Source organism: Serratia sp. BNK-10 (assembly GCF_047456065.1).
GTDB classification, from domain to species: Bacteria; Pseudomonadota; Gammaproteobacteria; order Enterobacterales; family Enterobacteriaceae; genus Serratia; species Serratia ureilytica.
Window position 1 is genome coordinate 4,255,142 of the sequence record NZ_CP179894.1, and the last position, 13,843, is coordinate 4,268,984.

General features: G+C 49.5%; 19 protein-coding genes. 4 read left to right on the forward strand and 15 right to left on the reverse strand.

Annotation, left to right across the window (positions count from 1 at the left end):
- The first annotated feature begins 141 nt into the window (after positions 1-141).
- Entirely contained in the window at positions 142-1,914 is a 1,773-nt protein-coding gene (locus ACMGG9_RS20425) for a terminase ATPase subunit family protein (RefSeq protein ID WP_103101123.1), read from the forward strand.
- Entirely contained in the window at positions 1,914-2,948 is a 1,035-nt protein-coding gene (locus ACMGG9_RS20430; protein WP_277497007.1) for a phage portal protein, read from the forward strand. The genes ACMGG9_RS20425 and ACMGG9_RS20430 overlap by 1 nt, the downstream gene beginning before the upstream one ends.
- Positions 2,949-2,974: 26 nt before the next feature.
- Here the strand turns inward: ACMGG9_RS20430 and ACMGG9_RS20435 are convergent, their stop codons facing one another.
- From ACMGG9_RS20435 to ACMGG9_RS20500, 14 genes are all read right to left on the reverse strand, one after another.
- Positions 2,975-3,517 carry an N-acetyltransferase family protein gene (locus ACMGG9_RS20435; protein ID WP_414161681.1) on the reverse strand — a complete coding sequence of 181 codons (543 nt, stop codon included), beginning with the start codon at positions 3,515-3,517 and terminating at the stop codon, positions 2,975-2,977.
- Between the two features lie 169 nt (positions 3,518-3,686).
- The gene (locus ACMGG9_RS20440) at positions 3,687-4,031 is read right to left on the reverse strand and encodes a type II toxin-antitoxin system HicB family antitoxin (RefSeq protein WP_227414634.1); all 345 of its coding nucleotides are present in this window, start codon (positions 4,029-4,031) and stop codon (positions 3,687-3,689) included.
- Positions 4,028-4,282, reverse strand: a complete 255-nt coding sequence (locus tag ACMGG9_RS20445; protein WP_414161682.1) for a type II toxin-antitoxin system HicA family toxin — start codon at positions 4,280-4,282, stop codon at positions 4,028-4,030. The genes ACMGG9_RS20440 and ACMGG9_RS20445 overlap by 4 nt, the downstream gene beginning before the upstream one ends.
- A gap of 364 nt (positions 4,283-4,646) precedes the next feature.
- On the reverse strand, positions 4,647-4,850 hold the full coding sequence (locus tag ACMGG9_RS20450; RefSeq protein WP_414161683.1) for a hypothetical protein: 204 nt from the start codon (positions 4,848-4,850) through the stop codon (positions 4,647-4,649).
- Positions 4,851-5,192: 342 nt separating this feature from the next.
- A complete protein-coding gene (locus ACMGG9_RS20455; RefSeq protein ID WP_197788820.1) occupies positions 5,193-5,669 on the reverse strand; it encodes a Panacea domain-containing protein in 477 nt (158 codons plus the stop codon).
- 160 nt (positions 5,670-5,829) lie between these two features.
- On the reverse strand, positions 5,830-6,012 hold the full coding sequence (locus tag ACMGG9_RS20460) for a hypothetical protein (protein ID WP_414161684.1): 183 nt from the start codon (positions 6,010-6,012) through the stop codon (positions 5,830-5,832).
- An 80-nt stretch (positions 6,013-6,092) separates the two neighbouring features.
- Positions 6,093-8,309 (reverse strand): replication endonuclease, encoded by a 2,217-nt coding sequence (locus ACMGG9_RS20465; RefSeq protein ID WP_414161685.1) that lies wholly within the window; start codon positions 8,307-8,309, stop codon positions 6,093-6,095.
- A complete protein-coding gene (locus ACMGG9_RS20470) occupies positions 8,306-8,587 on the reverse strand; it encodes a DUF5405 family protein (RefSeq protein WP_060438897.1) in 282 nt (93 codons plus the stop codon). Before ACMGG9_RS20470 ends, ACMGG9_RS20465 begins: the two co-directional genes overlap by 4 nt.
- 122 nt (positions 8,588-8,709) lie before the next feature.
- Entirely contained in the window at positions 8,710-8,934 is a 225-nt protein-coding gene (locus ACMGG9_RS20475) for a TraR/DksA C4-type zinc finger protein (protein WP_414161686.1), read from the reverse strand.
- Complete coding sequence (locus ACMGG9_RS20480; RefSeq protein ID WP_414161687.1) at positions 8,934-9,176, reverse strand: DUF2732 family protein; 243 nt, start codon at positions 9,174-9,176, stop codon at positions 8,934-8,936. The genes ACMGG9_RS20475 and ACMGG9_RS20480 overlap by 1 nt, the downstream gene beginning before the upstream one ends.
- A gap of 63 nt (positions 9,177-9,239) precedes the next feature.
- On the reverse strand, positions 9,240-9,542 hold the full coding sequence (locus ACMGG9_RS20485; RefSeq protein ID WP_193550117.1) for a hypothetical protein: 303 nt from the start codon (positions 9,540-9,542) through the stop codon (positions 9,240-9,242).
- 11 nt (positions 9,543-9,553) lie between these two features.
- Positions 9,554-9,733 (reverse strand): phage filamentation protein Fil family protein, encoded by a 180-nt coding sequence (locus tag ACMGG9_RS20490; RefSeq protein ID WP_414161688.1) that lies wholly within the window; start codon positions 9,731-9,733, stop codon positions 9,554-9,556.
- 10 nt (positions 9,734-9,743) lie between these two features.
- On the reverse strand, positions 9,744-10,253 hold the full coding sequence (locus tag ACMGG9_RS20495) for a phage regulatory CII family protein (RefSeq protein WP_414161689.1): 510 nt from the start codon (positions 10,251-10,253) through the stop codon (positions 9,744-9,746).
- A gap of 31 nt (positions 10,254-10,284) precedes the next feature.
- A complete protein-coding gene (locus tag ACMGG9_RS20500; protein ID WP_072009646.1) occupies positions 10,285-10,548 on the reverse strand; it encodes a hypothetical protein in 264 nt (87 codons plus the stop codon).
- Between the two features lie 135 nt (positions 10,549-10,683).
- Between ACMGG9_RS20500 and ACMGG9_RS20505 the strand changes: the two genes are divergently transcribed.
- Entirely contained in the window at positions 10,684-11,271 is a 588-nt protein-coding gene (locus ACMGG9_RS20505; protein WP_414161690.1) for a phage repressor protein CI, read from the forward strand.
- On the forward strand, positions 11,271-12,269 hold the full coding sequence (locus tag ACMGG9_RS20510; protein WP_414161691.1) for a tyrosine-type recombinase/integrase: 999 nt from the start codon (positions 11,271-11,273) through the stop codon (positions 12,267-12,269). The genes ACMGG9_RS20505 and ACMGG9_RS20510 overlap by 1 nt, the downstream gene beginning before the upstream one ends.
- A 96-nt stretch (positions 12,270-12,365) precedes the next feature.
- Here ACMGG9_RS20510 and ACMGG9_RS20515 read toward each other — a convergent pair whose 3' ends face one another.
- Positions 12,366-13,487, reverse strand: a complete 1,122-nt coding sequence (locus ACMGG9_RS20515; protein WP_414161692.1) for a PIN domain-containing protein — start codon at positions 13,485-13,487, stop codon at positions 12,366-12,368.
- Positions 13,488-13,843: the final 356 nt, after the last annotated feature.

Here is a 13,843-nt window from a genome sequence, read left to right on the forward strand (position 1 = left end):
TAAACGGCTCCGGTTGTGGTGATTGGGTTCGGGGCTAGTTTCGGGGGAATGGCACCGCGTCTCAACGCGTTGCGGTTGGAAGATCTGAGGCACAACAAGGGCTTAATGCGAGTCGTCCGGTGCTTTCGTAGCCTTGGCGGCATGAATACGACACCGGCAACAACCATTATCAGCGATCCGCGCCGCCAAGCTGCCTTGCTCTACTGGCAGGGCTTCTCTGTGCGCCAAATTGCGGAAACGTTGAACCTCAAGGGGCCGACCGTGCAGAGCTGGAAACTGCGCGATAAATGGGACGACATCGCGCCCATTTCCCGCGTGGAACAGAGCATGGAAGCGCGGTTGATTCAGCTCATCATGAAAGACGTCAAGGAGGGGAAAGACTTCAAAGAAATCGACCTGTTAGGCCGCCAGATTGAACGGCTGGCGCGGGTCAATCGCTATTCGGCGACCGGCAACGAGGCGGACTTAAACCCGAACGTCGCCAACCGCAACAAAGGCGAGCGCAAGCCCGCCGAGCGCAACGTGTTCAGCGAGGCCGCCGTAGAGAAGCTACAAAGCATCTTCACGGAAACCACCTTCGAATATCAAATGGGGTGGTATCGCGCCGGGCTACAACACCGTATCCGTAACATCCTGAAATCGCGCCAGATCGGCGCCACGTTCTTCTTTGCTCGCGAAGCGTTGCTCGATGCGCTGACCACCGGCCGCAATCAGATTTTCCTGTCGGCCAGTAAGGCGCAGGCGCATGTGTTCCGCAATTACATCATTGATTTTGCGCGGCTGGTCGAGGTTGACCTGAAAGGCGATCCGATGGTGCTGCCGAACGGCGCCCGCCTGATGTTCCTCGGCACCAACGTGCGCACCGCGCAGAGCTACACCGGCAACCTGTATCTGGATGAGTATTTCTGGATCCCGAAGTTTCAGGAGCTGCGCAAAGTCGCCAGCGGAATGTCGCTGCACAAGCGGTGGCGCACTACTTACTTTTCCACGCCGTCGAGTCTGGCGCACTCCGCTTATCCGTTCTGGTCAGGGGAACTGTTCAACAAAGGCCGCCGCAGCAAAGCCGATCACGTTCAGCTCGACCTCAGCCACAGTCACCTGTCAAAAGGCGTGCTGTGCGGTGATGGACAATGGCGCCAGATTGTCACGGTTGAGGATGCGCTGACCGGCGGCTGTAACCTGTTCGACCTCGATCAGCTGTCGCTCGAATACAGCCCGGCAGAGTATCAGAACCTGCTGATGTGTGAGTTTGTGGACGATACCGCGTCGGTATTCCCGTTCGCCGAGCTACAAGGCTGCATGGTCGATACGCTGGAAGAGTGGGAGGACTTCAACCCATACGCCGTGCGGCCGTTCGGTTATCGCCCGGTGTGGATCGGCTACGACCCATCGGAAGCCAACGGCGGCGACAGCGCCGGGTGCGCGGTGATCGCGCCGCCAATGGTGGCCGGGGGCAAGTTCCGCGTGCTCGAGCGCCACCAGTGGCAGGGCATGAACTTTGCCGATCAGGCCCAGAAGATAAAAGACCTGACCGAAAAATATTGCGTGGAGTATATCGGCATCGATGCGACCACCGTCGGCCAAGGCGTTTTCCAGCTGGTGCGCGAGTTCTTCCCGGCCGCGCGGGAGATCAAATACACCCCGGAAATCAAAACCGCCATGGTGCTGAAGGCAAAAGACACCATCGGGCGCGGCTGCCTGGAATACGACACCAGCCACACCGACATCACCGCCGCCTTTATGGCGATCCGCAAAACCATGACCGCCAGCGGCGCGCGTTCCACCTACACCGCCAGCCGCAGCGAAGAAGCCAGCCACGCCGATGTCGCGTGGGCAATCATGCACGCCCTCTTGAACGAACCGCTGACCGCAGGCAGCGGCCACAGCAGCCCGAACATTTTGGAGTTTTACTGATGAGCAAACGCAAAGGCCGCAAGGCATTTACCACACCGGCGCCAGCCCCAACAGCAGAGCAGAAGCAGGATTTTGAGGCGTTTACCTTTGGCGAGCCGTCCGCGGTGCTGGATAAGCGGGAAATTCTGGATTACATCGAATGCACGACCAATGGCAAGTGGTACGAGCCGCCGATCTCATTCGACGGGCTGGCGCGCAGCGTGCGCGCCGCCGTGCATCACAGCTCGCCAATGTACGTTAAGCGCAACATTTTAGCGTCAACGTTTATCCCACACCGGCTGTTAAGTCAGCAGGAGTTTAGCCGCTATGCGCTGGATTATCTGGTGTTCGGCAACGCCTATTTAGAAGAGCGCCAAAACCGGCTCGGCGCGCCGCTGCAGCTGAAATCCTCCCCGGCCAAGTACACACGGCGCGGTGTGGAGCGCGGGGCTTACTGGTTTGTGCAGGACTGGAAAGAGGCGCACCGCTTCAAGACCGACAGCGTTTTTCACCTGATTGAGCCGGACATCAATCAGGAACTGTACGGCCTGCCGGAGTACCTCAGCGCGCTTAACTCCGCCTGGCTAAACGAGGCGGCGACGCTGTTCCGTCGTAAGTATTACCAGAACGGGGCGCATGCCGGTTACATCCTGTATATGACCGACGCCGCGCAAAGTACAAGCGACGTTGACAGGATGCGCCAAGCCATGCGCGACACCAAGGGCTTGGGGAACTTCCGCAATCTGTTCATGTACGCCCCGAATGGTAAGCCGGACGGCATTAAGATTTTGCCGCTGTCCGAGGTTGCCACCAAAGACGACTTTTTCAACATCAAGAACGCCAGCCGCGACGATCTGCTGAGCGCGCACCGCGTACCGCCGCAGATGATGGGGATTATCCCGAACAATACCGGCGGCTTCGGGGATGTGAAAAAGGCCGCTCAGGTGTTTGTGCGCAACGAGCTAACGCCGCTGCAAGAGCGCATGAAGGAGGTGAACGACTGGATCGGGGAAGAAGTGATTAGATTCGCGCCGTATGCGTTGCCGACCGAATAAGCAAAAAGCCGCCAGTGATTGGCGGCTTAATTTTTTTCAGTATTTAATTTTATACTCAAGACAAGCATATTAGAAAAGTTTTCTTTTACTTGGCGAGAGAATTTTTTACACCCTATTTCTGAAAAACCCCACTTGCAATATGCCCCTCTTGCCGCCGTGGCTGACTCCATCACATCAAGCCACATATGCGTCAGTTTAAGTTTATTCGCGTATTCTTGTGCAGCATTCAAAAGCTGCTTCCCAATCCCCATTTTTTGACTACCTGGAAGTAGATAGATTCTCGAAATTTCTGCCCCGCTAGTATCATGTGTAATTGGATTTTTTGAATTGATTAGCATTGCAAGAAAACCAACAATTTCGCCCGCAATTTCGGCAACCCACAGGCTTGATTCTTCCCGCTGTAAGAGCGTTAAGAATGCTGACTTGCTGAAAGTATCAAGTTGATGAGCCAGAGCAACGCAGTCACTCCACAGATAATGGTATGTCGCTGCATAAGCAGCGGGACCAACCACACCTAATTTATCAGCATCGTGTACAGATGCTCTTCTAATCATTACTAATTTGTCCATTCCTCCGCCTCTCAGCTCAAATTATTCCTTCGAGAACTTATCATATTGCACTATTACTTTTTGTTTAATAAGTTGTACCGAATAGATTTAGATATGTAAACCACACTCAATTATCAGCATCCGTTTTATGGCACAAAGTCGCCATTATGGCGACTTTGTGCCTGCTTATTCAGGAATGCTTTTCGATAACCAGATCGACACCTTCATTCAGCAGTTCATTAATCGACTGCCCGGTGGCCTGTGCGGCAATGGCTAACGCCTGATGGCGTTCCGGCGACAGGCGGGTGGTTACTTTGCCGCTGTACGACTTGTAAGGCTCGATGCCGTCTTTTTGGCACTCATCAAGAAAGACCGCGAGTGAAATCGCGCCTTCTTTCTTCAGCTCGTCCACGCTGTAGGCGTAGAAGTCGGCGCCGCCGTTCAGCCCGACAAACTCGCCCCGGAACATTTCAATTTCAGGGTCGAAGTTGATGACGGCCGTATGGCCGTCAATTTTCAGTGTGTTATTCATCATGGTTTTATTCCTAAGCTATCCAACCAGATCCGAATGGAGTTAACCGCCCCCTTGTCAGTGGTAGGTCTGGGGTGTGGCCGGTGAAAGATTCTTTTTTCACCTTTCAACAGCACCGCGATCCTAGAACCTTCCCTTTCGTGAATCTCCGCCCCTAATGCGGTAAAAAGCGCCTCAATATCAGACCACTTTATAGAACCGTTGACAGGCCGGGTAAACACATCTGACAGCGTTTTTTGGTGTCGTTTGTTCATGGGGTTTATAGTATCACTTTATGACACCACTGCAAGAATATTTTGGTGTCATTTTTTGGTGTCATTAATTGGCGATGTTATGCAGTGCGCTGCAAGCGCCTGAGAGCGCCACCATGGCGCCACGAAATCACACCTCATTCTCATGCAAGTATTGCGATAAATCGCCGTGACGGGACGCTGGCGGCTCTTTGGGGAGGGGTTCAACACGGCTTGCGCGCAATGCTATCCCCGCCTCGCCTGCGCGCTTTATGTGTCGCTTTTAATGCAGTTGCATGATCCGGCGCGATCCGCGCCACTGCTGGCGCTACGGGGGTAAAAATAACACCGGATCATCATGCAGATTCATGCACTATGTGCATGCAACTTATTTTTGCTCTGCTTTGGCACTTTTAAAAAGGCCACTGACAACAAATCCAACCAGTCCAATAATGCTAATAGTACATGTTCCTAACAACGCCAAAATGACTTCTGTTGGTGGATCGCCATCATGCTTTGCAACATAAATAAAAAGTATCAATGCCACGAAAGCACACCACCGCTCCATAAAGCAGAAGGTTTTATCAGCCATATCTTTACGTAGCGAATTATCAGTATGCTTTCCATCTGCTTCAGCATGTTTAACAGCGGCAGAAGCACTAGCCTCAATTAATTTAACCCTAGAATCCAGGCTCGATAACCAAGCATTTTGTAATTCATCTTCTTCGCTTGTTTTATCGGGACTATCTGATGCACATGACTCTGCTGGTCGTATGGGACCATGAAGTGGGGGGGAGGCTCTGGTAGTTTTCCTAGCGGGGCAACCCCCGTAACAGCCCGCTCCGTAGCTTTAGTTTCTTGTTTTAATTTTGAAGCTTCAGATTCAGACATAAAAAAATCCCGTTCAAATAAACGGGATTAATCTTAAAGATGCTTAAAGCCCAATGCAAGATCGGTCTTGCGCCATAAGCCTCTTATAATAGCTGTCTATCAGTGAGTCGTGAATAATGCTCTGCCCAGCATGATAGGTCTGATACCAAGGTGTCCCCTGACGGTGAGTAAACTCTGATAAGACCTCTCCGCTGTACCCACCATAAGTATCATACACTGCTTTAACAACTTGATTAGCATAAGCTTCAAGGCTCGGATCAGGCATGAAATACGAGTTATCGGGCACCTTGCAATTTATTGGGTTAGAACCAAAATGCTTTAGAGAATGGTAAAGCGATGGTGTCACAGGCCCATAACGCCATGCGCTGATTGGTTCCTGCAGTAACCCAACTCCTCTATGACCAAGCGAAATACCATGGGCGATGTAAGTGAGTTTTTGGGCTTGCATTGGGGTGATTGGGCGCCCATTTGAGATCCCAAGCTCTATGAATTTGTTAGCGATTTGCTCAGAGCTATACATACTCCCTCCCGCAACACTTCTAGCACGCTGCATGATTAACATAACTCAAGCTAACTTAAACCGGTATAAGACGTCAATCAAAAGCGCGCGAATTATAGAGATATGATGGCCGTTAATCAATGTCTTTCTGTCACATTTATTGCCATACGGAACTAGTGACTCACCGGTTCAGAGCACAAATATTTGTATCAGAAAAATTTTCGGTTTTAGCACTAATGCTTATCTCCCCAGCCAATTCTGAAATCCATATCAGTGCAATATCTTTATCTTTTGCTTGGCTCTCATAACAAACTCCCAGACGGGCGATGAGTTCAATTCTTTCTAAAACAACCACTTCATCCACTGCTTGCACCCTTTCCCTCCGATGCCCAATTACTGTATGCATATACAGTATATGCCTATCAGGTTTAATTGCGCAAGAAATTATTGGAAGCCCGCCCAATCGCTAACCGCTGGATAGTGCATTGAAATATCACCAAATTTGACTTTAGCGCCGCGCGCCAGTGCCTCAAGTTCCCAGCGCGTCGGCTCGATGCCATGTAGTGTCAGCTCTGAGTAAATTCTGGTTACACGATCGCACTCAGCGGTGGTCAATCTGGCCGATGCAGCAGGCTCTACGCGCTTATATGGATCAATTCCCCTTTGCTGCCTGTTTATCTGCGGAGCATTTGCCCGTAAACGCGTCATAACAGACCGTGCAACGGTCATGTCATCCCAGTCAATTGGGGTGTCTGTATGGTGTTCCATCACCGCCACGGCCTCTACAGGCTCCCCATCCTGCGTATTTTCGGCACCACCGCTGCCGACCAACCCACAGTTATTGACAGGACTCCGAGGCGCGCCGGAGGCGCTTTTCAAAGTCAAAGGCTCAACGGCAACGGCTTTCGCGACAATGCGCCATTGCGTGGTACGGGTTTCATAAACGCGATCGGCGCCGATGTGCGGAGCAAAAATCCCCGCGATTTTCTGCACTTCTTCGTCATAGGAGTTGCGCTCGTCGGCAACCCTGCGGGCTACACGCACAGTCTGATCGTCGCGGGCAACGTTAGGGCCACCCTGCGCCAGAATGTAAGCGGCAAAGTCACCGGCATCAGCAGCAGCGCGCACCGCCTCAACGGTTTCGTCAAACTCATCGGCCAGACTGACAGAGCGGATCTTCCGGCACTCACGCCATGCGCCGCGCGACGGCAGGCCGATAAAGTGGAATTGAGGGATACGCCATGTTGACGCCCACGCGGTGACGGCGGCTGCTGTATCAGTCAACAGCTCGCCGGTTTCATGATCGCGTTCGCCGTCCAGCGCGTAGCCGTCGATGTTTTTTGCAATGTATTTGGCGATATAGCCCGCAGCACCGCCTTTGTTCAGGTGCTTGCAGTCAAACCGGTTTTTGGCGGCACCGCGCTCGTCCCCATCTTCAGCCATGGCATAACGGCGCATGATGTCGATCACCTGCTGGCGCTGCTGTTTGGAGGTAAACAGCATCATATGCCAGTGCGGCGTCGCATCATGGTGCGGTTCGACAACGCGCACGCCGTAGACCTGCAGGCCCGCATCTTTAAACGCTGTGCGGATCTTGCTAAACAGCTTCACAAGATAGCGCTGGCCGTCTTTTGGTGTGTACGCCTCTTCATCCCATTTGTGATTAAAATGCACCTTCGGGCTGTTCTTGCCGACGGCGCGCGTCGGATGATATTTGGATGGGGTGGTGATGGTGATAAACATCCCTTTATCGCCACGGATAGCGGCGGCCTGCTCAACACCGGCGATCATCGCCATTAACTCCATACGACGAATTTCCGGGTTAGAGATACTTGCCATCACCTTGTCGATGAGGCTGAAGCGTTCGCCGGTTTCGACGTTCTCAAGCTCGCGGCTGTTCAGATAATCAAAATTGGACTGGCGGCGCGCTTTTACATCCCGAATAGCCTGCTTACTGGCATACGACGACGCCCCGCGGTTCACATTACCCAGGGCGATCAGCAACGCCTCGCGCCAGCGCGTGCGCTGGGCCTTCAACTGGCGCTCCCACCACTCGGAATTAACCAACCGTGACAAACTGGCAATCGCTGACCGGGCATCCAGTTTGCCTTTGCGGTATTTGCGCCAGTGCATCGGGGTGATGTTAAAAGCGCGCGCCATACCGGCAATGCGGCCATAGAATTCTGATTGGGTGGCATCTTCGAAAAGCCCGGCATTGTCGCCGCCGTTCTCCGCCACAAACTCATCGCAGTAATCTGCGTAATTCTGCAGAAGCTGACCGGCCACGCGATCGGCAAGGCGGCGTAACTCTTTGTCATCCATGCCGGGTAGAGCTGCATAGTTATCGACTTCAGCAGAAAACCGCATTGACGCGGCGAGGTTCATCGCGTTCTTGGCGCTCACCGTTTGCAGGCGCGGCCAGATGCGGCGATCGAACTGGAATACCAGCCATTTGTTGGCGTCGTGCAACCCTTTGCTCTTGAGCAAGTTGGTGTAACGCGTCAGGAACATGGCGCTGAGGAAGCGCGGCAGGCGGCGGATATTGGTTAAAACAGCTTGCCCCTGAGCGAGTTCCTCACGGGTAAGCGGTCTTACCGGCCCGGCAACAGCCGGGCGCGGTTCGTTCCATGGGTAAGCGTAGGCGTTAGCCGCTTGGCTCATTGAACTTTCGCCGCCTCACATGCAGCAAAAGCCTCTTGGCACAGGTTGCCAATGCGACCAATTTCAGCGCCCAATGATGCAATGCTATTAACACTGGAATTGCGGACGCTGTGATGAATAAGGCCGTTTACAAGCTGGTTAATCGTAGGGTAATAGCCGAGAGCCTCGTAACGCTCTTGACCTTCGCTTTTTCCTGTTTTACCAACCTTCACCGTATTGAGAATGAATTGCAGGTTATCGCTGGTGATAACAAACTCATTGCCGATTTTAATTTCCATGTTATTTCCTTAATCGTAATTTTGGTTTTCTGGTCTGCGTGCAAATTCTGAATCGCTCAAATCAGCCGCAATAAAATGACCTGCCAGCAACGCCAGCAGGCCGAACAAAATAGAGAACTCCGTCATGCCTTCCCCGCGTAAAGGTGATTTTGCGTCTCGCGGATCTGCTGACAGCTTACGCATGTATCAACGCCGGGAACGGCAGCGCGGCGCGCGGCAGGAATCGGAGCGTCACATTCTTCGCAAACAAAGGCAGAAGGCAGTGCAGAGGATTTACGGGCATTGATAATCTGCGCCTCCAATACCAGCGCCTGCCGCTCCTGTTCGTAGTCCATCAAGTCGGCCATTAGTGCACCTCCTGCGCTTGATGCTCGATGGCTTCAGCCTCTTGGCGGAGCAGCTCAACAGCTTCAATAGCCGTTAAACCGTTCTTAGAGATATGTGCAGCCAAACGCACCAGACGAGCAGCGGCGAGATCGGCTTGATTCTTACGCTCATCAAGGCGGGCGTGGTCAAGCAACACAGCCACCTGTGAAATATCGCTACCTTGCTTTGCCGGGTCTAAACCCATAAAAATCACATTCGACATATTTAATCCTTATTTCAGACAAAGCGATGCCCGGCGGGTTAACGCCAGAATTACGCAATGCGGTTAATTAACGTTTAATTCGCAATCATCATCACTGATAAATCGCGGTAAGGTTTTTGATAAATCAATCAGGTCATTCAGCGCCCACACGATTTGTTTACGCTCTGAATAAATCATTTCTGCAAACTTCATTTTTATATGCCGCTCTTTCAGCCCGGCATGAAAACAAACAGTTCTGCGGATATGTTCCGGCGACTTATCAAAAGCCTCTTGCGCCTGATTCTGCTTATGCGGGAACAGCTCACGCTTAATTTGTGAAATGCGCTTAATGCCGATCGCTTTTTGTGTTTCAGTAGCCAACAACATGACAGCCCCAATTAACGGCAGAAAAAAAGGCGCAGCGGTGAAAGTGGCTTAGCCGTTGACAGGCCACGCAGCAAGGCAGACTGATCGTGACGTGGGCGCCAGCGCTTGCCGCCCGGCAGTTCAATAAAACCGTGTTCAAAATGCCGCGATGGGCTTTGTTGTTTCAGCAGTGGAGCGATAGAAATAACCATGGTGATCACCTCAGCTTAAACCAGCAACAGCACTCAGCCCGCTGATCACGTCAACGGTGGAGGCCAGAGCCGGGGTGCATTGGATGCGGTTCTGAACGGTCAAGCCGATCAGCGACAAATGGCGGATCGCCGTGTTGACGCTTTCAAGCAGTGCGGTTTTGCGTACCGGCGTTTTGTGGTCGCCCTGAACGGCGGCGGCGGCAACGTTGCCAACTGCGGCCGTAGCCTGCAGTGCATACGTTGGAATATTCCCGGCGCAAGCCTCATTGACAGGCACGGACGGCATGCAGTTGATTTGTGCCAGCAAGGCATCAATCAGGCTGGAATCTTCTGTAGCGTCAGTGATCGCCAGCAGTTCGGCACAAGTGAGCTGATGCGGCTGGCCCGGACTCAATTTGTTGCGCAGCGTCTGGGCGTTCATGCCGAGCTGTTTAGCAAGCACCGTCACATTGTGGCGAGCTGGAAACTGTCGGCAGGCTTCATCGAAGTGCGGATGTTTAGAAATGGCGTAATCAAACATACTTTACCCCCATGAATTCACTTAAAGTGAATCACGCACCGATAACGAGTTGAAAACGTGAATGACCTAGCGCTTTACGTAACTGATCTTCTTTCCAGCGGGCGTAGTAGATACGGATCGGGCCACCTGCTTTTGTGCAGCCTTTACGGATAGTGCGGGGTTCGATGGGTAACTGCGGGTTGTCTCCAGTTGTCCAACGATAGACAGTTCGAAGAGAGACACCTTCCAACTCGGCAAATTGCTCGGTAGTTACGATCGGTGCGGGTACTTTGAAGATTGCGATTTCAGAAGCCATATTGCATGATTCCCTATTTGCCAATACTTGCAATTAATGGTCATCCGTTTGCCAACATTTGCCATTAATTACCTTAGGTTTAGCCGCATACTAATGCGCAAAAGCCGCAACAGTCAATACGTGGATGCGAATTTTATGGAAATCGATTCAGGAATCAGTAACGAGCATGTCTTAGACAGGATTTGTGATGTCTACGGTTACGCCCAAAAAATACAGCTCGCCCGGCACTTCAACATCGCCGCCAGCTCCCTGCAAAACCGCTACACTCGGGGCAGTATCTCTTATGACTTTATCGTCCATTGCGCCCTCGAAACTGGTGCCGACATTGGATGGTTACTTACCGGGAAAGGAGATAAATTCGCAAATGGCAAAACTCCGCCCGCTTTCAAAACTGAGGATTTATTCATCAAAGCATTCACATTAAGTGAAGGAAAACTAGTTGATGAGTCAGAAATGCGAATTTCAAAATCACTCTTTAGTCGCGTTCCCCTTAATCCACAATGCCTCCGTTCAGACAACGTGATTCACTTCCTTGAGCTTGAAGCCTCGCTCTCTGATGGCTCATGGCTTGTAGATATTGAGGGGGCAAAAAGCATCCGTGAGTTAACAGTTCTACCGGGAAAAAAGTTACATGTGGCCGGCGGCAAAGTACCGTTTGAGTGCGGGATTGATGAGATAAAAGCGATTGGTAGGGTAGTAGGAATATACAGCGAGGTTAATTGATGGCTGTCCGTAAAAATCCCGGTGGCGGCTGGGTTTGTGAACTTTATCCAAACGGGGCAAAAGGGCAACGTATAAGAAAGAAATTCGCCACCAAAGGTGAAGCCCTAGCCTTCGAGCAATACACGGTTCAAAACCCGTGGCAGGAAGAAAAAGAAGACAGACGCACGCTTAAAGATTTAGTTGACGCTTGGTATAGTGCCCACGGTATCACTCTGAAAGATGGTCTCAAACGTCAATTAGCAATGCACCACGCTTTTGACTGCATGGGTGAACCGCTTGCAAGAGATTTTGATGCACAGATGTTCTCTCGCTACCGTGAAAAAAGGCTTAAAGGCGAGCATGCGCGCTCAAATCGCGTGAAAGTAGTTTCTCCGCGCACACTTAATCTTGAATTAGCCTACTTTCGGGCTGTATTCAATGAGCTAAGTCGCCTTGGAGAATGGAAGGGTGAGAACCCTTTAAAAAATATGCGTCCCTTCCGTACAGAAGAAATGGAAATGGCTTGGCTCACTCAAGACCAGATCAGGATACTGCTTGCAGAGTGCAAACGCCATGAGCATCCAGATTTAGAAAACGTTGTGAGAATATGCCTCGCCACTGGTGCTAGATGGTCTGAGGCTGAGGGATTGCGTAAAAGGCAGCTCGCTGAATGCAAAATTACTTATACAAACACAAAGGGTAGGAAAAACCGAACCGTACCTATCAGCAAAGACTTCTATAATTCTCTACCTGAAGATAAAAAAGGTCGGCTCTTTTCTGATTGCTATGGCGCATTTCGTTCCGCTTTGGAAAGAACAGATATTGAATTGCCAGCGGGACAACTTACCCATGTTTTGCGCCACACCTTCGCGAGTCATTTTATGATGAATGGCGGTAACATTTTGGTATTGCAGCGCGTACTCGGCCATACTGATATCAAAATGACGATGCGATATGCGCACTTTGCTCCAGATCACTTAGAGGATGCAGTAAAGTTTAATCCACTTAGCGAGTTATAGTTAAAATCAACAAGCATTTAAAATAAAATCATTAAAAAATGAAGATTTAGGGTATAAAAAGCGATAAGCAGAACCACCTGCTTATCGCAAACTTATTTAATTATAATCATTATATTCTAATTCTAGGTATCCAAAATGAATTGATTTCAATTTATCAATAACCTCAACATTATCTATTTCAAGGTAATCTGTGTCTTCTTTAGCCTTATCAAGATCACCTTCAAAGGTAATGAGAATTCTACATTCAAAACTCTCCTCTACATCTTTTGTAACGCTATCTAAGTAAAGTTGGTCATGATCAATCGAGTCATATTGATAAAGTGAAAATGTGCCTTCAGCATTAAGTTCAACATTAATCAAAGCTTCTACAACTATCGATGATTCAGTTTTCTCAATTAGTTTTAATTTATCATCGGATGTTGTGAAGTCTTCAAAGGTTACATCAACACCTTCTGGTTCCCAATTGAAAGGTGAATCTGCATCTTGATCAACATAGTATCCAGTAAATACACTTTCCAACTGACCTCTCAATTGCACTCCAAATTTACTAGTATTTAATAGTTGGAATTCAGACTCTAACTTTTTCACCACTATAAATGGCGCATCTTTATTATTGAAGTAATCTAATGCATCAGCAAGACTTTCATTATAATCAAGACATTCCGAGTCTTCACAATAACTTTTCCAATCTCCATCTTTTGCAACAGCATAAATAACCTCACCATTTTCTTTCGCCCAATGCTCTAATGCAAGTAAAGCTATAGCATCAGGGAATTCATTTTTCTTTTTCCCAGTAACCGCAAATGGTGGTTTATTATTAAAGTAATTATCCCTTAATTCAGCAACGCTAACATAGTCAGCCGAATCAAGAACAATAGCTCCAGTCCTCTCCAGGAATGCATTGACTCTTGAATTCGCTAGATCATTTATTTCTGGACTATCAATTAATTGCTGTTTTGCATCAATCAACAAGCTGCCTTCGAAGAACAGATGCTCATTAGCCTCCTCAAGCGCTTTTTGCAAAGATGTTTTGCTATTGATAGTTTTCTCATGCAAATGCTTTACAAGCTCATTAACGATGATATCTGTCAGAACAAACTTCGTCGGCGAATCATTAAATTGCTTTAATTTCCCAAGTAGACCTTTCTCTAGTTTTAATGCATTACCATCAAATATTGAGGTATCTAAAGTTATCGCTGTATAATTTTTCTCATTCATTGCAAAACTTCCTATCTATGATGGTTTGATTCGTTCGAATTTTATCATTGGCCTAATGAATGAAAAACCACGAAATCGTGATGAACATCACACCAATAGTCAAAGAATAAATTTCTCAGATTCGCAGTCTTAAACATATGGCGATAAAGTGGCGATAGAAATGGCAAATAAAGAGCAATCGCTGGCAAATAGTGGCAATGTATGTCAATGATAAACAACGTAAAGTATTGATTTTCTGTTGTTCTGGTAGGAACTCATAATCGCTTGGTCGTTGGTTCAAACCCAACAGGGGCCACCAAATTTTAGCTTTAAAATCATATAAAAAAGCCACTTTTCTCGAAGTGGCTTTTTTATTT